At 74.7% G+C, this 22620-nt stretch carries 19 protein-coding genes, 1 tRNA gene and 1 pseudogene; 15 read left to right on the top strand and 6 right to left on the bottom strand.

Going from position 1 to position 22620, the window contains the following annotated elements:
• The first annotated feature begins 61 nt into the window (after positions 1 to 61).
• A complete protein-coding gene (locus tag FZ988_RS02350) occupies positions 62 to 1498 on the top strand; it encodes a Cpe/LpqF family protein (RefSeq protein ID WP_149202367.1) in 1437 nt (478 codons plus the stop codon).
• 78 nt (positions 1499 to 1576) lie between these two features.
• Here FZ988_RS02350 and mscL read toward each other — a convergent pair whose 3' ends face one another.
• Together mscL and FZ988_RS02340 are read right to left on the bottom strand one after the other, a co-directional pair.
• Positions 1577 to 1969, bottom strand: a complete 393-nt coding sequence (gene mscL, locus FZ988_RS02345) for a large conductance mechanosensitive channel protein MscL (RefSeq protein ID WP_149202366.1) — start codon at positions 1967 to 1969, stop codon at positions 1577 to 1579.
• Positions 1970 to 2012: 43 nt separating this feature from the next.
• Entirely contained in the window at positions 2013 to 2891 is an 879-nt protein-coding gene (locus FZ988_RS02340) for an SAF domain-containing protein (RefSeq protein ID WP_149202365.1), read from the bottom strand.
• Between the two features lie 130 nt (positions 2892 to 3021).
• Here FZ988_RS02340 and FZ988_RS19190 point away from each other — a divergent pair, with 130 nt between their 5' ends.
• Positions 3022 to 3333 (top strand): hypothetical protein, encoded by a 312-nt coding sequence (locus FZ988_RS19190; RefSeq protein WP_342781115.1) that lies wholly within the window; start codon positions 3022 to 3024, stop codon positions 3331 to 3333.
• Positions 3334 to 3347: 14 nt separating this feature from the next.
• On the opposite strand, the pseudogene FZ988_RS19185 reads toward FZ988_RS19190, so the two are convergent.
• Positions 3348 to 3500, bottom strand: a pseudogene (locus FZ988_RS19185) (FmdB family zinc ribbon protein); the annotation flags it as partial.
• 165 nt (positions 3501 to 3665) lie between these two features.
• Here FZ988_RS19185 and FZ988_RS02330 point away from each other — a divergent pair.
• Positions 3666 to 6260 carry a penicillin acylase family protein gene (locus FZ988_RS02330; protein ID WP_149202363.1) on the top strand — a complete coding sequence of 865 codons (2595 nt, stop codon included), beginning with the start codon at positions 3666 to 3668 and terminating at the stop codon, positions 6258 to 6260.
• Here the strand turns inward: FZ988_RS02330 and FZ988_RS02325 are convergent.
• Positions 6235 to 6888: a 5-formyltetrahydrofolate cyclo-ligase gene (locus tag FZ988_RS02325; RefSeq protein ID WP_149202362.1), complete on the bottom strand. Its 654-nt coding sequence runs from the start codon at positions 6886 to 6888 to the stop codon at positions 6235 to 6237. The genes FZ988_RS02330 and FZ988_RS02325 overlap by 26 nt on opposite strands.
• A gap of 108 nt (positions 6889 to 6996) precedes the next feature.
• Here FZ988_RS02325 and galU point away from each other — a divergent pair, with 108 nt between their 5' ends.
• The 7 genes from galU (at position 6997) to FZ988_RS02290 (ending at position 13289) form a co-directional block, all read left to right on the top strand.
• The gene (gene galU / locus FZ988_RS02320) at positions 6997 to 7896 is read left to right on the top strand and encodes a UTP--glucose-1-phosphate uridylyltransferase GalU (RefSeq protein ID WP_149202361.1); all 900 of its coding nucleotides are present in this window, start codon (positions 6997 to 6999) and stop codon (positions 7894 to 7896) included.
• Between the two features lie 10 nt (positions 7897 to 7906).
• Complete coding sequence (locus FZ988_RS02315; protein WP_149202360.1) at positions 7907 to 9214, top strand: molybdopterin molybdotransferase MoeA; 1308 nt, start codon at positions 7907 to 7909, stop codon at positions 9212 to 9214.
• A 2-nt stretch (positions 9215 to 9216) separates the two neighbouring features.
• Entirely contained in the window at positions 9217 to 9819 is a 603-nt protein-coding gene (locus FZ988_RS02310) for a GNAT family N-acetyltransferase (RefSeq protein ID WP_149202359.1), read from the top strand.
• A gap of 64 nt (positions 9820 to 9883) precedes the next feature.
• Positions 9884 to 10996, top strand: coding sequence for a hypothetical protein (locus FZ988_RS02305; RefSeq protein WP_149202358.1), 1113 nt, complete (start codon positions 9884 to 9886; stop codon positions 10994 to 10996).
• 93 nt (positions 10997 to 11089) lie between these two features.
• Positions 11090 to 11162, top strand: a tRNA-Ala gene (locus FZ988_RS02300).
• A gap of 95 nt (positions 11163 to 11257) precedes the next feature.
• Complete coding sequence (locus tag FZ988_RS02295) at positions 11258 to 11623, top strand: cytoplasmic protein (RefSeq protein ID WP_149202357.1); 366 nt, start codon at positions 11258 to 11260, stop codon at positions 11621 to 11623.
• Between the two features lie 151 nt (positions 11624 to 11774).
• Positions 11775 to 13289 carry a family 20 glycosylhydrolase gene (locus tag FZ988_RS02290; protein ID WP_149202356.1) on the top strand — a complete coding sequence of 505 codons (1515 nt, stop codon included), beginning with the start codon at positions 11775 to 11777 and terminating at the stop codon, positions 13287 to 13289.
• A gap of 57 nt (positions 13290 to 13346) precedes the next feature.
• Here FZ988_RS02290 and FZ988_RS02285 read toward each other — a convergent pair whose 3' ends face one another.
• Positions 13347 to 14855, bottom strand: a complete 1509-nt coding sequence (locus tag FZ988_RS02285; RefSeq protein WP_149202355.1) for a dolichyl-phosphate-mannose--protein mannosyltransferase — start codon at positions 14853 to 14855, stop codon at positions 13347 to 13349.
• 66 nt (positions 14856 to 14921) lie between these two features.
• Between FZ988_RS02285 and rsmI the strand changes: the two genes are divergently transcribed.
• Entirely contained in the window at positions 14922 to 15761 is an 840-nt protein-coding gene (gene rsmI, locus FZ988_RS02280; RefSeq protein ID WP_149202354.1) for a 16S rRNA (cytidine(1402)-2'-O)-methyltransferase, read from the top strand.
• Positions 15762 to 15873: 112 nt separating this feature from the next.
• Here rsmI and FZ988_RS02275 read toward each other — a convergent pair whose 3' ends face one another.
• Entirely contained in the window at positions 15874 to 16503 is a 630-nt protein-coding gene (locus FZ988_RS02275; protein WP_149202353.1) for an isochorismatase family protein, read from the bottom strand.
• A gap of 59 nt (positions 16504 to 16562) precedes the next feature.
• Here FZ988_RS02275 and metG point away from each other — a divergent pair, with 59 nt between their 5' ends.
• From metG to FZ988_RS02255, 4 genes are all read left to right on the top strand, one after another.
• The gene (gene metG, locus FZ988_RS02270) at positions 16563 to 18371 is read left to right on the top strand and encodes a methionine--tRNA ligase (protein WP_149202352.1); all 1809 of its coding nucleotides are present in this window, start codon (positions 16563 to 16565) and stop codon (positions 18369 to 18371) included.
• Between the two features lies 1 nt (position 18372).
• Positions 18373 to 19299: a TatD family hydrolase gene (locus tag FZ988_RS02265; RefSeq protein ID WP_149202351.1), complete on the top strand. Its 927-nt coding sequence runs from the start codon at positions 18373 to 18375 to the stop codon at positions 19297 to 19299.
• Between the two features lie 191 nt (positions 19300 to 19490).
• Positions 19491 to 20783, top strand: coding sequence for a resuscitation-promoting factor (locus FZ988_RS02260; protein ID WP_246169102.1), 1293 nt, complete (start codon positions 19491 to 19493; stop codon positions 20781 to 20783).
• A 275-nt stretch (positions 20784 to 21058) separates the two neighbouring features.
• Positions 21059 to 22489 carry a resuscitation-promoting factor gene (locus tag FZ988_RS02255; protein ID WP_246169100.1) on the top strand — a complete coding sequence of 477 codons (1431 nt, stop codon included), beginning with the start codon at positions 21059 to 21061 and terminating at the stop codon, positions 22487 to 22489.
• The last annotated feature ends 131 nt before the right edge of the window (positions 22490 to 22620 follow it).

Genomic DNA, 22620 nt, shown 5'->3' with positions numbered 1-22620 from the left:
CGTGCTTGGGCGGTCGGCCCGGGGGCCCGTACCGTGATCGCTGCGACGCGAAGGGGGCGGCATGACGACGGGCGGCAGGCACGACGGGGGACGTCCGGGCCGCGACGTCCGTTGGCGGAACCCGGGCGCGGCGGCAGTCACGACGGCGTGCACGTTCGCGCTGCTCGCCGGCTGCACGGGCGGTGGTGACGCGTCAGGCCCGAGCCCGACCGCACCCGTCGAGGACGCCGCGGGTCCGGCTGTGGACCTGCCCGACGACGACGCGGGGCGGCAGGCGGCCTGGGTCCTGGAGACCCTCGCCGGAACCGCGGACGTGCCGGAGGACGAGATCGCCGGCCGGTTCTCCGAGGCCTTCCTCGCCGAGGTGCCCGCTGACCAGCTGAACCCCGTCTTCACGTCGCTGCGCGCGGCGGGCCCGTGGACGCTCGCGTCGGTCGAGACGGGGCCGGGCGCCCTGCTGGCCAGGCTCGACGGGCAGGACGGCTCGCTGGACATGGAGCTCGCGGTCGACCCCGACGGCCGTATCGCGGGCCTGCTCTTCACGCCCGCCGCGCCACCCCGTGACCGCGCGACCTCATGGGGCGACCTGTCCGACGAGGTCGCCGCGCTGCCCGGCTCGACCTCGCTGTACGTCGCACGCGTCGAGGACGGCCGGTGCGTACCCGTCGACGGCATGCCCGCGGGGAACGCCGCGGGCGAGAGCCTGCCCGTCGGGTCCATCGTCAAGCTCTACGTCCTCGGCGCAGTGGTCGACGCCGTCGAGGACGGTCGGCTCGCGTGGGACACCGAGCTCACCCTCACCGACGACCTGCGCTCGCTCCCGTCGGGGAACCTTCAGGACGAGCCCGCCGGGGCCGTCATCACGGTGCAGGCAGCCGCGAGCGACATGATCGCGATCAGCGACAACACGGCGACCGACCTCCTCGTGCACGCGGTGGGACGCGACGCGGTCGAGCAGGCGTTGACGGACATGGGCCACGGCGACCCCGCGCGCAACGTGCCGCTCGCGACCACACGCGAGCTGTTCCAGCTGGGCTGGGGCGGGGGCGAGGATCTGCGTGGCCGGTGGCGCGACGCCGACGCCGCCGGTCGCGAGGAGATCCTCGCCGCCCTGCCTGGAGGCGCGGTCGAGATCGACGAGCAGGAGATCGGCGCCGTCGCGGCCTGGCCCTACGGCGTCGACTGGTTCGCGACCGGTGCCGACCTGTGCGCCGCGCACGTCGCGCTCGCCCAGCGGGCTGCGACGGGTGCCGGCGAGCCGGTGCGCGAGATCCTGTCCGCCAACCCGGGCATCGAGGTCGACGACGCGTGGGAGCACGTGGCGTTCAAGGGCGGCAGCTCGGTCGGCACGATGGCGGGCGCCTGGCTGGCGGAGCCGGTCGACGGGGGCGTGCCGGTGGTCGTCGTCATGCAGGCCGCCGCGACCGCGCCGCAGGAGGCCCTGCCTGCCCAGACGCTCGTCGGGATCGCGGAGGACGCGCTCGCGCTCACGCGCTGACGCGTCGGTCCCGCCGGCCCGCAGGCCCACGTCCCTGCGCCCGCACGGCCCGTCACCGGGCGGTGCGGGCGCAGGCGCTCACACGTCGCGTCGCGCGGCGAGCAGGTCCCGGATCTCCTGGAGCAGCAGGACGTCCTCGGCGGGGGCGGCGGGCTCGGGCTCGACGCCGCGCTTGCGCCGTTCGGCGAGCGCGTTCATGGGCATCACGACGACGAAGTACACGGCGGCCGCGACGAGCAGGAAGTTGATGATCGCGCCGAGGACCGCGCCGATCGTGAACACGGCCCCGTTCACCTCGAACATCCACACGTCGTCGAGCTGGGGCTGCCCGAAGATCGCGGCGATGAGCGGGTTGAGCAGGCCCTCGACGAGCGCGGTCACCACGGAGGTGAACGCGGCGCCGATGACCACCGCGACGGCGAGGTCGATGACGTTGCCTCGCATGATGAAGTTCTTGAAGCCGGTGATCATGGCGGGTCCTCCCCCAGGGGTGTACGGATGCGTACGTCTCGGATCATTGCACCAGGACCACGCCCACGGCACCGGAACCTGCGAGGGAGGCGAGCCGGGCGCCGTCGTCGGGCGTGACGCCCACGAGCAGGAGCGGGTCGGTGGCCCCGCCGGACGTGAGGGACAGCCCGCCGTCCTGCGCGGCGCCGGAGCGCACCTCGAGCACGACCGCGTCCCGGGCGAGCACCTCCGGCTCGGGTGCCGGGCAGCCCGCGCCTGAAGCGTCCGCGGCGGCCTGCTCCTGCCTCGCCGAGCCGTCCTCGGTGCTCTCGTCCGCGCCCGCCTCACCCGGGTCGTGCTCGCCGTCCCCGGCCTCATCGGTCTCCGCCCCGCCGTCCCCGGCCTCGTCGCTCTCCGCCCCGCCGGGGAAGGTGCCGGCGCACCCGGACGTCCAGAGGTCGGGCACGGCCGTCGAGACGAGGTCGACCCGGTCGCCGGGGCGGAGCAGGCCCGTGACGGCCCCGGCGCCGACCTGCACCGGCACCACGACGGTGCCCTCGGGCGCGTCGACCGCGAACCTGTCGCCGGCCAGGCTCGCGTCGACGAGCGGAAGTCCTCGGGGGACGGCGACGGCGACGGTCCGCCCGACGAGTGCCTGCACGTCGGCGTGCGCGGCCTGCGGCGCGAGGCCCGCGGGGACGTGGGCGACGCGCAGGTCGGCGGCGTCCAGCGCGCTGCCCGCGTCGAGGTCCCGCGCGGCGACCACGACCGGCACGCTCACGGGCGGCGGGGGCGCCGCCTGCCTGGCGAGGGCGAGCCCCACCAGCACCAGGAGCAGGACCGCCCTGATCCGTCGGGTGCGCCACAGCAGGACGCGCACGGCGACCGCCCGTCGAGGGGGCAGCCGCGGGTGCCGGGCAGGTTTCAGGTCGGTCGAGGCCACGTCCGGACGCTAGGCGTGAGGGTCGACGACGGGTCTGCGCACCCGTCGGGACCGGGGCGGGGCAGACCGAGGTCAGGGCCTGTGGACGACGACGACCGCGGGCGCCCCGAGGTCAGCCGGCGCCTGCTCGGTGACGCCTGGGCGTCAGCTCGAGGCTGCGGTCGACGAGCCGCTCGACCCGGACCCGCTCGAGCTGCCGCCCGACGACCCGCTCGTCCCGGTGGACGCGCCCGACGTCGAGGTCCCGGAGGAGGTCGAGGTGGACCCCGCACCCGTGGACGAGGAGCTCGACGAGTCGCCGCCACCCGAGCTGCCGGACCCGCTCGTGGTCGCCCCGGACCCGGCGGACCCGCCGGAGCCCGCCGTGGCGGCCGACGAGGACGAGGACGAGCCGGAGGAGGTCTTGGCGCCCTTGCTCTCCGAGCGTGCGTCGTTGCGGTAGAAGCCCGAGCCCTTGAACACGACGCCGACGTTGCCGAAGAGCTTGCGCAGCCGGCCGCCGCAGCGGGGGCACTGCGTGAGCGCGGCGTCCGTGAACGCCTGCTGGGCGTCGAAGCGGTGGTCGCACTGCGTGCACGCGTAGGCGTAGGTGGGCACAGGTTCCTCCATCACGGTCCGGGACGGCGACGGGCGCCTGCGGGCTGGCACTCGACTCGTCCGAGTGCCAATAGTAGAGGCCGCGCGCGTCGCCGTGCACCCCGCGTCCGCGCGCGGGGCCCGGCCGGTCCCCGGCGCCCGGCGGCCCACCGGGTGCCGGGCCGTTAGTCTCGCTCCGTGCCTCGTCGTCGTTCCCTGCGCCTGCTCGTCGGTACCGCCGCCACGCTCGTCCTGGCGCTCGTCGCGGTCCTCGCCCTCGGGGCGACGGTGGTCCGCCGGCCCCTGCCGGACGACTCGGGGACGCTCACGCTCCCCGGGCTCTCGGGTGAGGTGACGGTCCTGCGGGACGCGCGGGGCGTGCCGAGCATCTACGCCGACGACGCCGAGGACCTCTTCCGGGCCCAGGGGTTCGTGCACGCGCAGGACAGGTTCTTCGAGATGGACTACCGGCGCCACGTGACGGCGGGCCGGCTCTCGGAGCTCGTCGGCGAGAACCCGGAGGCGCTCGACGCGGACAAGGTCATCCGCACGTTCGGCTGGAGGCACGTCGCCGAGCAGGAGTGGGACCTGCTCACGGACGACACGCGCCGCTACCTGGAGGCCTACGCGGACGGCGTGAACAGCTACCTCGACCAGCGCGAACCCGACTCGCTCGCGCTCGAGTACGCGGTCCTGGGCCTCCAGGTCGACGTCGAGCAGCCCGAGCCGTGGGACCCGGTCGACTCCCTCGCGTGGCTCAAGGCCATGGCCTGGGACCTGCGCGGCAACTACGACGACGAGCTCGCGCGCGCCCTGACGTACTCGACGGTGCGGGACGTCGCGCGCGTCAACGAGCTGTTCCCGCGCTACCCGCAGGAGGTCAACGCGCCGATCCTGTCGGAGGTCACGCCCGCGTCGGCACCCGTGGAGCCGGACCCGGCGGCGGACGTCGACGGCATCCTGGACGCGGACCTCCAGCGCGCGCTCGACTCGGTGCGTGAGGCGCTCGACGCCGTGCCCCACCTGCTCGGCGAGGGGGACGGCACCGGCAGCAACTCGTGGGTCGTGTCCGGCGAGCACACCGCGTCCGGCGAGCCGCTCCTGGCCAACGACCCGCACCTGTCGATCTCGGCCCCGGGCATCTGGTCGCAGATGGGCCTGTACTGCACGGAGGTCGACTCCGACTGCCCGTTCGCGGTGTCCGGCTTCACGTTCTCGGGCTTCCCCGGGGTGGTCATCGGCCACAACGCGGAGCTCGCGTGGGGCCTGACGAACCTGGGCGCGGACGTCACGGACTTCTTCCTGGAGCGCACGGACCGGGACGCGAGCACCTACCTGCGTGACGGTGAGCAGGTGCCCCTCGAGGTCAGGACGGAGACCATCGAGGTCAACGGCGGCGAGCCCGTGGAGCTCCAGATCCGCTCGACCGTGCACGGCCCCATCGTCTCGGGAGCGCTCGACGTCGGCCGGCTCGCGTCCGCGCCCATGCCCGACGGCGGCCGCGGCAGCCCCGAGGTGTCGCTCGCCTGGACGGCGCTCGAGCCCGGCAGGACCGCCGACGCGGTGTTCGCCTTCGCGACGGCCTCGGACGCCCAGGACATCGCGGACGCCGCGGCGCTCTTCGCGGTGCCCTCCCAGAACATCGTGTTCGCGACGACGGACGGGCACATCGGCTACCAGGCGCCGGGCCTCATCCCGGTGCGTGAGCGCGTCGCCGACGGCCCCGTGCCGTCCGACGGCACCTGGCCCCGGCCGGGCTGGGACCCGCGCTACGACTGGCAGGGGTACGTCGACGCGGCCGACATGCCGGCGGCGCTCGACCCGGCGGTCGGCTACGTCGTCGCCGCGAACCAGGCCGTCACGACGTCAGGCGCGGGCCCGTTCCTCACGGCCGACTGGGACTACGGCTACCGGTCGGAGCGCATCCGGGACCTCCTCGACGAAGCGATCGCGGCGGGCACGCCCATCGACGCCGAGCTGACCTCGCAGATGCAGAACGACGCCTGGAGCGCGTACGCCGCGGCGCTCGTCCCTGCGCTGCTGCAGGCACCCGTCGAGGACGAGGCGGCGGTCGACCGCGCGTTCACGCGGGAGGGTGTCGACCTGCTGCGCGACTGGGACCTGTCGCAGGACGAGGACTCGGCCGCGGCCGCGTACTTCGCGGCCGTGTGGTCGACGCTGCTCGAGCTGACGTTCTGGGACGACCTGCCCGAGGAGGAGTGGCCCAGCGGCGACAGCAGGTGGCTCGAGGTGGTGGTGCGCCTGCTCGAGCAGCCGGACAGCGCGTGGTGGGACGACAGACGGACCGTCAACGTCGTCGAGAGCCGTGACGAGATCCTGTCGCGCACCCTGACGACGGCCCGCCTGCGGCTCACGGTCGACCTGAGCAAGGACGCGGGCGACTGGGAGTGGGGCCGTCTGCACACCGCCGCGCCCGAGCACGCGGTCCTCGGGGGCGAGGGCGTCCCCGGCGCCGTGCGTCAGCTCGTGAACCCGCGTCCGCTCCCGGTGAGCGGCGGCTCGTCGATCGTCAACGCGACCGCCTGGGACGCCTCGACGGGCTCGTTCGAGGTCACCTCGGCCCCGTCGATGCGCATGGTCGTCGACCTCGCGGACCTCGACGCCTCGACGTGGGTCACGCTCACGGGCACCTCGGGGCACCCGGGCAGCGTCCACTACACGGACCAGTTCGCCGCGTGGGCCCGGGGCGAGACGTTCCCGTGGCCGTTCTCGGCCGAGGCGGTGCGCGAGGCGTCGTCGCGCGAGCTCACGCTCCGTCCGGAGACCTCCTGAGCCAGCGGTAGGTGGTCGGCGTGGCCACCACGTCGACCGGACGGTCGTGCGGCTCGCGCGGCAGCGGGCGCGTCGTGGCGTCGTACACCTCGTCCGGGTACACCATCGCGAGCACGAGTGCCTCAGGCCGCGCGTGCTCGAGCACCCGGTCGTACCAGCCGCCCCCCTGGCCCAGCCGCGCGCCCTCGGTGTCGACCGCGAGCGCGGGTGCGACGATCGCCTCGGCCTCGGCGAGCACCTCGGCACCGAGCGTGGGACCGCTCGGCTCGGGCGGTCGCCCGGGTGCCCGGACCTCGAGGTCGGCGGCCGTCGTGAACCATGCCCAGTCGCGCTGGAGCCCGGTGCCCAGCACGGGCAGCAGGATCCGGGTGCCCCGTTGGGCGAGGCGCTCGAGCAGCGGGACGGTGCCCGGCTCGTTCGGCCGCGACACGTAGGCGGCGACGACACGTGCGGCCCGGATGTGCGGCAGGTCCCCGACGACCTGCGCGAAGTCCTCGGCGGCGCGAGCCCGGGCCTTGGGCGTGAGCCGATCGCGCTCGGCCCGGATGTCCTTGCGCAGCGCCTCCTTCAGCTCGCCGGGGTCGAGGCCCGCGACGCGTGCAGGGTAGGGCTGGGCGGCGGTGCTCATGGTCACATCATCGCAAAGAATGCGTCGGGTGCGTGCCACGCCACCCGGTTGCGCGGAGTTCACGCGCTCGAAGCGCCGCCGCAGCCTGCGCGGGCTAGCCTGCCCGACATGACCATCCGCAAAGCCGTCATCCCCGCCGCCGGCCTCGGGACGAGGTTCCTCCCGGCCACGAAGTCGACGCCCAAGGAGATGCTCCCGGTCGTCGACAAGCCCGCGATCCAGTACGTGGTCGAGGAGGCCGTCGCCGCCGGCCTCGACGACGTGCTGATGATCACCGGTCGGTCCAAGCGCACCCTGGCCGACCACTTCGACTCGGTGCCCGAGCTCGAGAGCGCGCTCGAGGCCAAGGGCGACACGACCCGCCTCGCCGAGGTCCGGCGCTCGACCGAGCTCGCGAACGTCCACTTCGTGCGTCAGGGCCAGCCCAAGGGCCTGGGGCACGCCGTGCTGTGCGCGAAGCAGCACGTGGGCGACGAGCCGTTCGCGGTGCTCCTCGGCGATGACCTGATCGACGAGCGCGACGAGCTCCTGACGGTGATGCTCGCGCTCCAGGAGAAGACGGGCGGCTCGGTGATCGCCCTGCTCGAGGTCGAGCCGGACCAGGTCCACCTCTACGGCTGCGCGGCCGTCGAGCCGTACCCCGACGCGGGCGATCCGGACCAGGTGCGGGTCACCGGCCTCGTGGAGAAGCCGGACGCCGCGGACGCACCGAGCAACCTCGCGGTGATCGGTCGCTACGTGCTGAACCCCGCGGTGTTCGGGGTCCTCGAGACGACCGGCCCGGGCCGCGGCGGCGAGATCCAGCTCACCGACGCGCTCGCCACGCTCGCGTCCATGAGCCCGCAGGACGGCGGCGGCGTCTACGGCGTCGTGTTCCGCGGCCGTCGCTACGACACGGGGGACCGGCTCGACTACCTCAAGGCCGTCGTGCGGATCGCCGCCGACCGCCCCGACCTCGGCCCCGACCTGCGCGCCTGGCTCACGGAGTACGTCGCGACCCTGACATGATGACGGCCCTATGAGATCTGTCTCCGACCAGCTCGCCGCGGTGCTCGCCGCGGCCCGTCCGGTGTCCCCGCTGGACGTGGTGCTGGCGGATGCGGACGGCTGCATCCTCGCGGAGGACGTGACCGCGCCGCAGGACGTCCCTGCCTGGGCGGTCGCCGGGTGCGACGGGTACGCCGTGCGGTCGGCCGACGTCGGCACGCGCGGTCCCGGTGCCGTGCCGGACACGACGCTGCCGGTCGTCCATGACGCACCCGTCACGGCGACGGCGGCGATGCGGCACGTCCCCGGCACGGCCATCCTCGTGGCGGCCGGCGCGCCGATGCCGCACGGGGCGGACTGCGTCGTCCCGGTCGAGCAGACCGACCGTGGCCGCGCGCAGGTCCTGGTGCGCGGCGGGGCCGAGCCGGGCGAGCACATCCGTCCCGCGGGGCAGGACGCACCCGCGGGCGAGGTGGTGCTGCACGCCGGCACCCGGCTCGCGTCGCGGCATCTCGCGGTCGCGGCCGCGATGGGCCGAGGGCGGCTCCGTGTGCACCCGGCGCCCCGCGTGGTCGTGGTGTCCGTGGGTGACGAGCTCGTCGAGCCGGGGCGCCCGCGTCGGGACGGGACGACGTTCGACGCCGACGGTCACGCGCTCGCCGCGGCCGTCAAGGGCACCGGTGCCAGCGCCGTGCGCGTCGGCCCGGTGAGCGACGACCGCGCCCACCTGCGTGAGGTGCTCGCGGACCAGCTCGTGCGCGCCGACCTCCTGGTCATCACGGGCGGCCTGAGCGCCGGCCCCTGGGACACGGTGACGGACGTGCTGGCACCGCTCGGGACGGTGCGGTTCGACCAGGTCGCGATGACGCCCGGCCGGCGGCAGGGCTTCGGCACCGTGCGCGCGGCCGACGAGGAGGCGGACGGGTTCGTGGGCGCGAGCGGCGCCGGTGCACGTGACGGCCTGGGTGTCGGGGACGAGGGCAGCCCCGGCGGCGTCCCGGTGTTCGCGCTGCCCGGCCACCCGGTCGCGGCCCTCATCTCGTTCGAGGTCTTCGTCCGTCCTGCCCTGCGCGCCATGGCGGGCCACGCGGACCTGTTCCGGCCCTCGCTCCGGGCCGCGGTCACGCGTCCGTGGGCGTCGCCCGCCGGGCGCCGGGAGTTCGTCCCCGCGACCGTGACGGGCTCGCCGAGCCAGGGGTACGTCGTGACCCCGGTCGGGGAGCCCGGCCAGGTGTCGCTGCGCGCGCTCGCCGGCGCGAACGCGCTCGCCGTCGTCGGTGAGGACACGACTCTCGTGCGGGCGGGCGACAGCCTCGCCTGCCTCGTGCTGGAGGACTGAGCATGGCCCGGGGCTGGCCGGTCGCGCTGCTCGAGGACGACGTGCTCCTGCGTCCGTTGCGCCGTCGGGACGCCCGTGCGTGGCTCGCGGCCCGGTCGCGGAACGCCGCCTGGCTCGAGCCCTGGGAGGCGACGTCCCCCGACCCGGTGGCTGGTCCGGCACCGACGTTCGGGGAGTTCGTGCGCGCGCTGTCCGCGCAGGGACGCCAGGGCACCGCCCTGCCGCTCGCGGTCGAGTACCGCGGCGAGCTCGTGGGGCAGCTCACGGTGTCGTCGATCGTCCGTGGGTCGCTGTGCTCGGCGAGCATCGGCTACTGGATCAGCGAGCACGTGGCGGGCCGCGGCATCACCCCGATGGCCGTCGCGATGACCGTCGACCACTGCTTCGGGCCCGTCGGGCTCCACCGCGTCGAGGTGAACATCCGACCCGAGAACGCCGCGAGCCTGCGCGTCGTGGAGAAGCTGGGCCTGCGCGACGAGGGCCTCCGCGAGAGGTTCCTGCACATCCAGGGCCGGTGGTGCGACCACCGGACGTTCGCGATCACCGCCGAGGAGGTCCCCGAGGGGCTCGTGGCCCGGTGGCGGGCGCGAAGCACATCGGTGTAGTTCGGCGCTCGACACGCCGACGGCCCTCCGGCCGTGCCGGGGGAGGCTCACCTACCGTCGTGACGTGAACCAGGCTGGGCCCGTCCTGACGGCGGTCTTCGGCCTGTGGATCGCGTACCTCGTCCCGCACCGTCTGCGGTACCGCCAGCAGCTCCTCGACGCCCGGTCGGACGACCGGTTCTCCGCGGGCCTGCGGGTGGTCCGCGTGGGCGGGCCGACGGCTACGGGCACGGCGCAGGTGCGGGAGGTGCCCGCGGAGCGGCGAGGGGTGCGTCTGCACCCCGACCGTCCCGCAACCCTCCCGCGTGGAGCACGCGGAGCACGACGAGGAGGCATCCCCATGGATCGACCGCACGGGACGAGCGACCGCGTGCTCGCCGACGCCGTCCGCCACTCCGCGTCCGAGCACGCCCGCCGTGCCGCGCACCTCGCGAGCCGCGCCGCGGGCGCCCGGCGCCGCGCGGCCCTGACCGCCCTCCTGCTCGTCGCGTCCGTCGGCGGCTGGGCGGCGACGATCGCGGTCCCCGGCCTGAGCGTGCTCCTCGGCGCCGCCCCCACCGTCCTCCTCGCGGGCGTCCTCGTGCTGGGTCGCCGCGCCGTCGTCGCCGGTGCGCGCGCCGACGCCGCGTGGGCCGCCGGTGCCGCCACGCGGCTCCCCGTGCCCGTCAGCGGCCGGACGCCCGTGGCCGTCGGACGCGCGGTCCACCCCTCCGAGGCGACGACCGAGGTCATGGCCCGCGTCCCGGCCAGGACGACGACCGTCCCCGGCGCCACCGCGCTCGCGGACGCGGCCGCGCGGCTCGCCCAGGACCGGCACGACGCGCACCGCTCCGCCACCGGGCGCTCGTCGGGCACCGCGACGGACGGCGACACCTCCCAGCAACGCTCCACCCCGGTGCGCACACGTGCGGCCCGCGAGCAGGAGGCGCCCGGCGACACCTGGGCCCCCGTGCCCGTCCCGCGCCCGTCGTACACGCTCAAGCCGTCGGCCCGTCGGGCCGAGCCGGCACCCCTCGTCCTCGACGAGACGCGTCACGCGGAGGCGACAGCCACCACGGACGACCGCACGGACGCGCAGCGCGACACCGACGAGGCGCGCGAGACGACGAGCGCCCCGCGGACGGGCAGCCTCGACCTCGACGCCGTGCTCGCGCGCCGCCGCGCGGCCGGCGAGTGAGCGCGCAGCTCGTGCCGGCCGCACCGGACACGACGGCGCGCGGGCAAGGATGCGGAGCATCGCCCGACGGGTGCTAACCTGTTACCCGCTCAAGGGGCTGTGGCGCAGTTGGTAGCGCGTCTCGTTCGCAATGAGAAGGTCAGGGGTTCGAATCCCCTCAGCTCCACCCTGTGAAGGCGGACGGTCCTTGGACCGTCCGCCTTCGTCGTCCCCGGCCGTGAGGGCATCGACAGGCTGTCCCGCCGGGTCCACACTGCCGAGATGACCCTCGACCCGGTACGGACGAACCCGGACCACTACCGCGTGGTCTTCGAGAACGAGCGCGTGCGCGTGCTGGAGTACCGGGACGTCCCGGGTACCCGGACGACCGTCCACGAGCACCCGGACAGCGTCATGTACACCCTCAGCGCGTTCCGGCGCAGGCTGCACCGCGGGGACCAGCACCGCGACGTCGAGCTGCCCGCCGGCGCGAGCGTCTGGCTCGCCGCGCAGCAGCACGCCGGCGAGAACATCGGCGAGACGCCCACCCACGCGATCTTCGTCGAGCTCAAGGAGCCCGCACCGGGCGGCGCACGGGGCGCAGCCGAGGGCCGCACCCCGCCGGAGGTCGGCCCCAGGCTGCCCTGAGCCGCAGACGCGGCGCGCTCCGCTCGCCGTCCTCCTCCCGCAGGGGTGCGCGGTCGGCTAGCCTGGCCGCGGCCGGTCGCCCCACGGGGCACCGCGCCCTGACCGGGGGGCAGGAGGGGCGAGCGCCCCGTGACGGCGGAAGGCGGATCCGTTGACCGAGATCCCGGTCATCCCAGCACCCCTCGAGGCGGAACGGCGGCCCGGTGAGCCGTTCGTCATCGGCCCCGGCCTGCGCATCGTCGCCGGCCCCGAGCCGGACGCGGTGTCGACGGCCATCCTGGTCGCTGGCCGGGTCGGCGAGGCCGTCGGGACACCCGTGGCAGTCGTCGAGGAGGACGACGGGTCCGCGGGCGTCATCGTGCTCCGCCTGACCGCCGACAGGACGGACGTGGGGCTCCCCGCGGACGTGGACCCGCGCCTCGCGGACGAGGCGTACCGGCTCGAGGTCTCGACGGAGCGGGTCGTCGTGACGGCCCTCGCCGGCGCCGGGCTCTTCCGAGGCGTCATCACGCTCCAGCAGTCCTCCCGGCCCTCCGGCGGCGGCCTGTACGAGGTGCCCCCGGTGCACGTCGTCGACCACCCCAGGTTCAGCTGGCGGGGCCTGTCGGTCGACCTCGCGCGGCACTTCTTCGACCTCGAGCAGCTCAGGTCGGTCGTCGACCTCATGGCGAGCTACAAGCTCAACGTGCTGCACCTGCACCTCACGGACGACCAGGGCTGGCGGCTCGAGATCCCGTCCCGGCCCGAGCTGACGGCCGTCTCGGGCACCACCGCCGTCGGCGGGGACCCGGGGGGCTGGCTCACCGGGCAGGACTACGCCGCGATCGTCACGCACGCGGCCTCGCGGTTCATCACCGTGGTCCCGGAGATCGACATCCCGGGCCACGTGAACGCGGCCCTGCACGCGTACGGGGAGCTCACGCCCTCGGGCGAGCCCACGCGCGAGTACACGGGCACCGACGTCGGGTTCAGCCGGCTCCACGTGGACCTCCCGGGGACCGCACCGTTCCTGCGGGACGTCCTCGGCGACGTCGCCGCGATGACACCCGGGGCCCACGTGCACATCGGCGGGGACGAGGTGTTGACGATGGACGCCGAGGAGTACCGGCGCCTCGTGCACCTCGCGATGGCCGAGGTCGATGCGGCCGGCAAGGTCGTGGTCGGCTGGCAGGAGGTCGCGACCGCGCTCGTGCCCGACGGCGCGCCCGCCGACGCCGCGGCACCCGTCGTCGTGCAGTACTGGGACGAGCGCGAGGGCGCCGACGACGTCACGCGCGCGGCCCTGGCCGGTGCGGACGTGCTGCTCTCGCCCGCGAGCAAGGTGTACCTCGACATGCGCTACGACGCGTCGACTCCGCTGGGCCTCGACTGGGCGGGACACATCGAGGTGCGCGACAGCTACGAGTGGGAGCCGCTCGACGTGCTGCCGGGCGTGCCGCGCGAACGTGTCGTGGGCGTCGAGGCGGCGGTGTGGACGGAGACCATCCGGACGTCGGACGACCTGTTCTTCCTCCTCCTGCCGCGGCTCGCCGCGGTCGCGGAGGTCGCCTGGTCGGCTCCCGGCAGGCGCGGGTGGGAGAGCTTCGCGGCGCGCGTCCCGGCGCACGTCCCGCGGTGGGAGACCGCGGGGCTGGTGTGGTACCGGTCGCCGCAGATCGACTGGTGAGCGTGGCGGGACCGACGGCCCCACCTCTGGGTCGGGCCTGCCCGTGGGTGCAGGCGGTCAGACCCAGCTCGGCAGCCACATGTGGAGCTGCCAGGTGCGGAACGGGATGACCTGCGCGGTCCACAGCGGGTAGTAGAAGACGCTGACGGCGAGGACGAGCGTGGCCAGGCCCACGAGCACGGCTCGGACGGTGAGCGTCCGGTCGTTCCTGCGGCCCCACGCGACGAGGCGCCCGACGGCGCAGGTCAGCGCGAGGACCAGCCACGGCAGCAGGACGATCGCGTAGAACGTGAAGATGGTGCGGTGGGAGTACGCGAACCACGGGAGCCAGCCCGCGGCGACCCCCGTGAGCGCGACGGCCGCGACACCGTCACGCCGTCGCACGACCCACCAGACGCAGGCCACGAGGGCGAGGGCGGCGAGCCACCACAGCACCGGGTTGCCGAGCGACGTGACCGCCTGCGCGCACCGCTCGGCCCCGCACGCCTGCTCGGGCGGCTCGGGCGACTCGTAGAAGAACGACGTCGGCCGCCACTGGAGCACCCAGCCGAGCGGGTGCGCGGCGTACGGGTGCTCGGCCGTCAGGGTCGTGTGGAAGCGCCACATCTCCTGGTGGTAGTGCCACAGGGCGCGGAGCGGGTCGGGCAGCCACGTCACGCCCTCGCCCGGGTGCATGGCGGCCCACGCGCGGCCGTACCCCCCGCTCCCGCGGAGCCAGGCGCCCCACCCGGCCAGGTAGCTCCCGGCGGCGACGACGACGACCGACGCGAACGCCGGGACGGCGTCCCGCACGAGGGTCCCCAGCCGCGGGCTTCGGACGCCGGCGCGGCGGCGGGACGCGACGTCCCAGGCGACGGTCATGAGGCCGAAGGCGGCGAGGAACCACAGGCCCGACCACTTGGTGCCGACCGCGAGCCCCAGCAGCACCCCGGCGACGAGCCGCCACGGGCGCAGCCCCAGGCCCGGGCCCCAGCGGCTCGCCGCGCGGGGCGGCCCGGTCGTCGCGAGGAGGCGGGACCGTGCGCGGTCGCGGTCGAGGAGGAGCGCCCCGAAGGCCGCGAGCACGAACGTCATGAGGATGCCGTCGAGCACGGCCGTCCGGGACATGACGATCGCGGTGCCGTCGACGGCGAGCAGGAGGCCGGCCGTCGCCCCGAGGGTCGTGGAGCCTGTCAGGCGGCGGGCGATCCGCGTCAGGAGGAGGACGGCGACGATGCCGGCGACCGCCGTCCCGAGCCGCCAGCCGACAGGGTCCTGGGCGCCGAGCAGACGCAGGCCGAGCGCGATCACCCACTTGCCGACCGGCGGGTGCACCACGTAGCTCGCGCGGTCGGTGTAGGTGTCGACCTGCCCGGCGACGAAGCCGGGATCGGGCTCGGCGGGCCACTGCGCCTCGTACCCGAGGTTGAGCAGCGTCCACGCGTCCTTGACGTAGAACGTCTCGTCGAACACGAGGTCGTGGGGCCGGCCGAGGCCGGGGAGCCGGAGCGCCGCAGCCACGGCGGTCACGCCCAGCGCGGTCACCCACCCGAGGACGCGATCGTCACGGAGGAGGGCCGGGCGCACGCCGCCAGGCTAGGGCACGCGCCGGTGCGGCCGGGGGGTGCGGGTCGGTGGCCTAGCCTGGCGGCCATGAACCCCGGCCGGATCGTCCTCGCGGCGACGCCCATCGGCGACCCCGCGGACGCGTCGCCCCGCCTGCGCGGGCTCCTCGAGACGGCGGACGTCGTCGCCGCCGAGGACACGCGCCGCCTCGCCGGCCTCGCGCAGCGGCTGGGCGTGCGCATCGGCGGACGGGTCGTCAGCCACCACGAGCACAACGAGGCGAGCCGTGTGGCCGAGCTCCTCGACGTCGTCCGTGCGGGTGGGACGGTCCTCGTCGTCTCCGACGCGGGCATGCCCACCGTCTCCGACCCGGGCTTCACGCTCGTGCGTGCCGCAGCCGAGGCGGGCCTGCCGGTCACGACGGCTCCCGGCCCGAGCGCCGTGCTCGCGGCCCTCGCGGTCTCGGGTCTCGCGACGGACCGCTTCACGTTCGAGGGCTTCCTCCCGCGCCGCACCGGCGAGCGGGCCCGTGCGCTGGGCGAGCTCGCGCGCGAGCGGCGCACCATGGTCTTCTTCGAGTCCCCGCACCGCCTGGACGCGACCCTCGCGGCGATGGCCGAGGCCTTCGGGGCGGATCGTCCGGCCGCGGTGTGCCGCGAGCTGACGAAGACCTACGAGGAGGTGGTCCGGGGCGGGCTCGCGGAGCTCGCGTCCTGGGCCGCCGACGGGACCCGCGGGGAGATCGTCGTCGTCGTCGCGGGCGTCGTCGACGAGCGCCCCGCGGACGTGGGCCTCCTCGCGGCCGAGGTCCTGGCGCGCGCCGACGCGGGCGAGCGGCTCAAGGACGCCGTCGCGGCCGTCGCGGAGGCCACGGGGGTGCCCAAGCGGGAGCTGTACGCGGCGTCCCTCGCGGCGCGTGGCCGCTGACCTGAACGGCCGCTGACCTGCGCGGATGCTGATCTGCGTGGACGCTGACCTGCGCGGATGCTGATCTGCGTGGACGCTGATCTGCGCGGATGCTGAGCGTGCCTGCCGCTCGCTAGGGCGTGGTGAGCGCCGGGGACGTGAGCAGCTCGACCCCGGCGGCGACCATGTCGGCGCGCGCGGCGGCGCCCAGCTCGGGTGTCACGGGCACGGTCAGGTCCGTGAGCACGCGCGTGCGGTACCCCGCACCGACCGCGTCGAGCGCGGTCGCGCGCACGCAGTGCGACTCCGCGATGCCGACGACGTCGACGTCCGTGACGCCGCGGTCCCGCAGCAGGGCGTCGAGCGGCGTCCCCGCGTCGTCGACGCCCTCGAAGCCCGAGTACGCGGCCGCGTAGCGACCCTTCTTGACCGACACCTCGGGGTGCAGCGCGGCGAGCGCGGGGTGGAGCTCGGCCTCGGGGGTGCCCGCCACGCCGTGCGGCGGCCACGTGTCGACGAAGTCGGGCTCGGTGCTGAAGTGCTCGCCGGGGTCGACGTGCCAGTCCTGGGTGGTGGCCACCACGGCGTACCGCCCGCGCGCGCGGGCCGCGAAGAGGGCGACCGCCTGTGCGACGGCGTTGCCACCCGCGACGGGCAGCGCACCGCCCTCGCAGAAGGTCGGCTGGACGTCGACGACGACCAGGGCACGCACGACCGGCGGCGTGCCGTCGTCAGCGCCGGGCGTCGGGAGGTCGGGTCTCATGGCGTCAGGCTACGGCGGGCGTCGTGAGCCCGTGCCGTCGATCACTAGGATCGGGGCCCATGGCCCACATCCTCTCGGCGGTCGCCTGGCCCTACGCCAACGGCCCCCGCCACCTCGGTCACGTCGCAGGCTTCGGCGTCCCCTCCGACGTGTTCAGCCGCTACATGCGCATGGCGGGCCACGACGTGCTCATGGTGTCCGGCACGGACGAGCACGGGACGCCGATCCTCGTCCAGGCAGACAAGGAGGGCACGACGGCGCAGGAGCTCGCCGACCGGAGCAACCGCATCATCGTGAACGAGCTCGCGGCCCTCGGCTGCTCGTACGACCTCTTCACCCGCACGACGACGCGCAACCACTACGCGGTCGCGCAGGAGATGTTCCGTCAGGTCCACGCCAACGGGTACATGGTCGAGCGCACCACGCGCGGCGCGATCTCACCGTCGACGGGGCGCACGCTGCCCGACCGGTACATCGAGGGCACCTGTCCCATCTGCGGCTACGCCGAGGCGCGCGGCGACCAGTGCGACAACTGCGGCAACCAGCTCGACCCGACCGAGCTGATCGGCCCGCACAGCCGGATCAACGGCGAGACGCCGCAGTTCGTCGAGACCCAGCACTTCTTCCTCGACCTGCCGGCACTCGCGGCGGCGCTCGGCGAGTGGCTCGACGGGCGCGAGGCGTCCGGCACGTGGCGCCCGAACGTCATCCGGTTCAGCCGCAACATCCTGGGCGACATCAAGCCGCGCGCGATGACGCGGGACATCGACTGGGGCATCCCCGTCCCGCTCGAGGGCTGGGTCGAGCAGCCGACCAAGCGGCTCTACGTCTGGTTCGACGCCGTGATCGGCTACCTGTCGGCGTCGGTCGAGTGGGCCCGCCGGATCGGCGACCCGGAGCGCTGGCGCGACTGGTGGAACGACCCGGAGGCGTTGTCCTACTACTTCATGGGCAAGGACAACATCACCTTCCACTCCCAGATCTGGCCGGCGGAGCTGCTCGCGTACGGGGGCCACGGGGACAAGGGCGGTCAGGCGGGTGCGTTCGGGGACCTGAACCTGCCCACCGAGGTGGTCTCGAGCGAGTACCTGACGATGGAGGGCAAGCAGTTCTCCTCGTCGCGCGGCGTCGTCATCTACCTCAAGGACGTGCTCGCGCGCTACCAGGTCGACGCGCTGCGCTACTTCATCTGCGCGGCGGGCCCCGAGAACGCCGACTCCGACTTCACGTGGCGGGAGTTCGTCAGCCGCACCAACGGGGAGCTCGTCGCCGGGTGGGGCAACCTCGTCAACCGCACGGCCGCCATGATCGCGAAGAGCTTCGGCGAGGTCCCGGCCCCCGGCCCGCTCACCGAGGCCGACGAGGCGCTGCTCGCCGCGGTGCGCGAGGGCTTCGACTCCGTCGGCGCGCTCATCGCGCGCCACCGTCAGCGCCAGGCGATCGCCGAGGCGATGCGCGTGGTCGGCGTCGCGAACAAGTACGTGACGGACACGGCCCCGTTCACGCTCAAGGCGCCCGAGCAGCGGGAGCGGCTCGCGACGATCCTGCACGTGCTGGCCCAGGCGGTCTGGGACCTGAACACGATCCTCGCGCCGTTCCTGCCGCACTCCGCGAACGCGGTGCACACGGCGCTCGGCGGCTCCGGCGACTTCATGCCGATGCCGCGCGTCGACGAGGTCACGGACCTCGAGGACGGTCACCCCTACCCGATCATCACGGGCGACTACTCGGCGACACCCGCGTGGGCGTCGAGCCCCGTGCCGGTCGGGGCGCGCGTCGTGAAGCCGACCCCGATCTTCACCAAGCTCGACGACGACGTGGTCGAGGCCGAGCTCGACCGGCTGCGGGACGCCGCGGCGGAGGACTGACGTGGGCAGGGACCGGTCCTGGCCGCCGGACCCGGAGGCCCTCCCGCACGAGCTCGTCGACAACCACACCCACCTCGACGCACCCGCGCCCGGTGCCGGCGGCTTCGGTGCGCCCGACGGTGACGGGTCCGGACCGCCGTCGGTCGAGGACCAGCTCGCCCGCGCGGCACGGGTCGGCGTCACGCGGATGGTGCAGATCGGGTGCGACCTGCCCGCAGCCGCGTGGACCGACAGCGCCGTGCGCGAGCACCCCGCCCTGCTCGGCGGCGTCGCGATCCACCCGAACGAGGCGGTGCTCCACGCGGGCGTGCGCGAGGTCGCCCCTGACGGCCTCGAGCCCCAGCCGGAGCCCCGGCACGACGTCGGCCTCGACGACGCGATCGCGGCCGTCGCGCGGATCGCTGCGGGCAACGAGCGGGTGCGGGTCATCGGCGAGACGGGCCTCGACTTCTTCCGGGCGGGGGAGCGCGGACGAGCCGTCCAGCGCGAGTCGTTCCGTGCGCACGTCGCGCTCGCCAAGGAGCTCGGCCTCGTGCTGCAGATCCACGACCGCGACGCCCACCAGGACGTCATGGACGTCCTGGCGCGGGACGGTGCGCCGGAGCGGACGGTGTTCCACTGCTTCTCGGGAGACGCCGCGATGGCTCGTGAGTGCGCCGCACGCGGCTGGTACCTCTCGTTCGCGGGCACGGTGACGTTCAAGGGCTCGACGGGCCTTCGGGAGGCCGTGCGCGCGGTACCGCTCTCCCAGGTGCTGCTCGAGACGGATGCGCCCTACCTGACGCCGCACCCCTACCGCGGCCGGCCCAACGCGCCCTACCTCGTCGCGGCGACGGCCCGGGCGGTCGCCGCCGAGCTCGACGTCCCGGTCGAGGAGGTGTGCCGCACCGTGTGGCGCACGTCGGAGCAGGTCTACGGTCCCTGGTGACCCGTGGCGGGCCGTGCGTGACGCGGCCGGCCGGCCGGTGGGACGGATGAATCCCGGACGCCCGACTACCGGTCGCCGCGTCCTTTCCGTTACCGTCGAACGCTGAACCACCCGCATGACCCTGCACGCCCCTGCACGACCACCGGACCGCGTGTCCGGTGCGCCCCTGCCCCCGACGGACGGACATCTTCGTGCGCATCGCCTCGACTCTCGGCCGGTGGAACCGGTCGACGGAGCAGGCGGCCCCCGTCGCGGGGCCCGCCTCCGAGGCGAGTGGCACGACCCGGCGTGAGCGTGCGGCCTTGCGTGCCGAGCAGAGCGCACCCCACCTGTCGGCCCGCGGTCGGCTCATCGGCCAGGGCCTCGTCCTCGCGCTCGTGGTCACGGGCACGAGCGCGTTCGCCGTCCTGCACAAGACGGTCACGCTGGACGTCGACGGATCGGTCACGACGGTGAGTGCCTTCGGCCGCACCGTGGGTGACGTGCTCGGGGGGCAGGGCGTGGACGTGGCGGAGGGCGACCTGGTCGTCCCCGCGCCCGACGCCCTCGTGCCTGACGACGGGGAGATCGTCGTGCGCCACGGCCGCGAGGTCGTGGTCGAGGTCGACGGCGAGCGCAGCACCGTGTGGACGACGGCCCTGACGGTCGAGGACATGCTCTCCGAGCTGGGGCTCCGCGAGGGTGTGCGCGCGTCCGTCTCCCGCTCGTCGACGATCGGCCGCGACGTGCTCCGCATGTCGACCGTCAAGACCGTGAACGTGGCGGTCGACGGGTCGACGACGCCGGTCGAGACGACCGGCTCGACGGTGCGCGAGGTGCTCCAGGAGAGCGGGGTCGTGCTCGGCGAGTTCGACCAGGTCTCCGTCCCCCTCGACGCGGCTGCGGTCGACGGCCTCGCCGTCAAGATCACCCGGGTGACGGGCGTGACCCGTTCGGAGACGACCGCCCAGCCCTTCACGACGGTCCGCCAGGACGACGAGACGCTCGTCCAGGGGCGCGAGGTCGTCTCGGTCAAGGGCCGCGAGGGCAGCCGCGCCGTCACGTTCGTCGCCTACGAGGTCGACGGGGTCGAGATCGGCCGCACCGTCCTCGCCGAGTCCGTGCTCGTGCCCGCGGTCGACGAGGTCATCCGCGTCGGCACGAAGGTCGCCCCGGCCGTCCCGACGGCCCCGCCCGTCGAGCCGGGCACGTCGCGGGCCATCGGGCTCGAGCTCACGCTGGCCCGCGGCTGGAACGAGGACGAGTTCGCGTGCCTCGACGCCCTGTGGACCAAGGAGAGCGGCTGGCGGGTCAACGCCGCGAACGGGTCGAGCGGCGCCTACGGCATCCCTCAGGCCCTGCCGGGCTCGAAGATGGCGTCGGTCGCGGCCGACTGGCAGACCAACCCGGCGACCCAGATCACCTGGGGCCTGAACTACATCGCGGGTCGGTACACGACGCCGTGCGGCGCCTGGAGCGCGTTCCAGTCCAAGGGCTGGTACTGAGCCGCCGGACCCTGCCGGGTTGGCAGAAGGTCACGGATAGGTTACGGTCGCATGTCGCTCCGGGCCTCCTGGGGTCGGACGTGCTAGAGACGGCCACTCGCTTCGAGTGACCGACGGGCACGCGCCGGACCCCTGCCCGTAGCCGGTGGGTCGTCGACCAGCCGGTGGGGCGGCGGCTGGGCCCCACGGACGTGGCCCGGTCCACACGACGGCCGGATCAGGGTTCCGGACAGCCTTCCCTCACGGGCCGAGCACGCTCGGCGGCTGGCCCCCCTGTGCCCGGACAGCTCGACGTCTGGAACCACGTGACCTTCCTGGACCTGCTCCGCCCCCGCTCGGCCCGTTCGCAGGCCGACCACCGCACCACCACCGAGCTCCACCCTGACGGCCCGGGACCGGCCCGCGAGGCAGCCTCGCACCGCGTCGCCGACGACGCCCCCCGCCCCCGCCGCCGCGTCCTCCTCGTCGCCACCCTCGCCACCGCGTGCGCCGTGCTCGCCGGCGGCTCGATCGCCGTCGCGTCGGCCCACAAGTCGGTCACGCTCGACGTCGACGGGGAGCTCGTGCGCGTCACGACCTTCGCGGGCAGCGTCGACGGCCTTCTCGCCGAGCAGGGCATCGAGCTGGGCGAGCGGGACGTGGTCGCCCCGACGCAGGACGACGCGCTCGCGGACGGCGGTGACGTCGTGGTGCGCCACGCGCGCCAGGTCACGGTCCTCGCCGACGGCGAGGAGAGCACGGTGTGGACGACGGCCCTGAGCGCCGAGGAGGCGCTCGAGACCCTCGAGACCAGGGCGCAGGACGTGCGGCTCGTTGCGGCCCGGTCCGCGGCGACCGGCCGCCCCGAGCTCGCCGTGCACCTCAACGACGGGGGGCCGGTGGACCTCGTCGTCGACGGGCGCACCGAGCGCATCGAGGACGGGTCCACGGGTGTGGCCGAGCTGCTCGAGCAGCAGGGCGTGACGGTGGGCGACCTCGACCGGGTCCACGTCTACCTTCCGGGCGACGCACCCCCCGCGCCGGTGCCCGCCGAGGCGCCCGCGGCACCCGCCGAGGCGACCCAGGAGGCTGCGTCGGCGAGCGGGGAGGCCACTGAGGTGGGCTCCGCCGAGGTGACCGACGCGGACGCGACGGCGACCGAGCCCGAGGCCGCCGTCGACGCCGTCCCCGCGGTCACCGTCGTGGTGCAGCGCGTCGTCGCGGAGGAGCGCGTCACGCTCACCGAGATCCCGTTCGAGCAGGTCGTCGAGCAGACGGACGCGCTCTACAAGGGCCAGCGTCGCACGGAGGTCGCCGGTGCCACCGGGGAGCGGACCACCGTCCACCGCGTGATCACGGTCGACGGCGTCGACGAGTCCAGCGTCCAGCTGAGCGACCTCGTCACGCGAGCACCCGTCACCGAGGTCGTCCGCGAGGGCACCAAGGCTCGGCCCGCCCCGGCGCCGACCGGCGGCACGGTCGTGACCGGCGACGTGTGGGGTGCGCTCGCCAAGTGCGAGTCCGGGGGCAACCCGACCGCCGTCTCCTCGAGCGGGAAGTACCACGGCCTGTACCAGTTCTCGGTCGGCACGTGGCAGGCCGTCGGTGGCGCCGGCCTTCCGTCCGAGGCGTCCGCCGAGGAGCAGACGCAGCGCGCCCAGGCGCTCCAGGCGCGCTCGGGCTGGGGCCAGTGGCCCGCCTGCGCGGCCAAGCTCGGCCTGCTCTGACGTCGTCCGCGACGTGGCGTGAGCCGCGGGGCGGGTGGGGTGGCCGTGACCGGTCGCCGCACCCGCCCCGCGGTATGACGGCCCCCGCCTGCCGCCCCCCGGCCGCAGCCCGGCGCGGGTCGGGCGCGCGC

This window comes from Actinotalea subterranea, from assembly GCF_008364845.1.
Lineage (GTDB): Bacteria > Actinomycetota > Actinomycetes > Actinomycetales > Cellulomonadaceae > Actinotalea > Actinotalea subterranea.
This window is presented reverse-complemented; position numbering and strand designations above follow the sequence as displayed.

Excerpts from the sequence above, each read along its gene's own strand:
- FZ988_RS02350 (WP_149202367.1), top strand. The coding sequence starts at position 62 with ATGACGACGGGCGGCAGGCACGACGGGGGACGTCCGGGCCGCGACGTC.
- mscL (WP_149202366.1), bottom strand. The coding sequence starts at position 1,969 with ATGATCACCGGCTTCAAGAACTTCATCATGCGAGGCAACGTCATCGAC.
- FZ988_RS02325 (WP_149202362.1), bottom strand. The coding sequence starts at position 6,888 with ATGAGCACCGCCGCCCAGCCCTACCCTGCACGCGTCGCGGGCCTCGAC.
- galU (WP_149202361.1), top strand. The coding sequence starts at position 6,997 with ATGACCATCCGCAAAGCCGTCATCCCCGCCGCCGGCCTCGGGACGAGG.
- FZ988_RS02315 (WP_149202360.1), top strand. The coding sequence starts at position 7,907 with ATGAGATCTGTCTCCGACCAGCTCGCCGCGGTGCTCGCCGCGGCCCGT.
- FZ988_RS02310 (WP_149202359.1), top strand. The coding sequence starts at position 9,217 with ATGGCCCGGGGCTGGCCGGTCGCGCTGCTCGAGGACGACGTGCTCCTG.
- FZ988_RS02295 (WP_149202357.1), top strand. The coding sequence starts at position 11,258 with ATGACCCTCGACCCGGTACGGACGAACCCGGACCACTACCGCGTGGTC.
- rsmI (WP_149202354.1), top strand. The coding sequence starts at position 14,922 with ATGAACCCCGGCCGGATCGTCCTCGCGGCGACGCCCATCGGCGACCCC.
- FZ988_RS02275 (WP_149202353.1), bottom strand. The coding sequence starts at position 16,503 with ATGAGACCCGACCTCCCGACGCCCGGCGCTGACGACGGCACGCCGCCG.
- metG (WP_149202352.1), top strand. The coding sequence starts at position 16,563 with ATGGCCCACATCCTCTCGGCGGTCGCCTGGCCCTACGCCAACGGCCCC.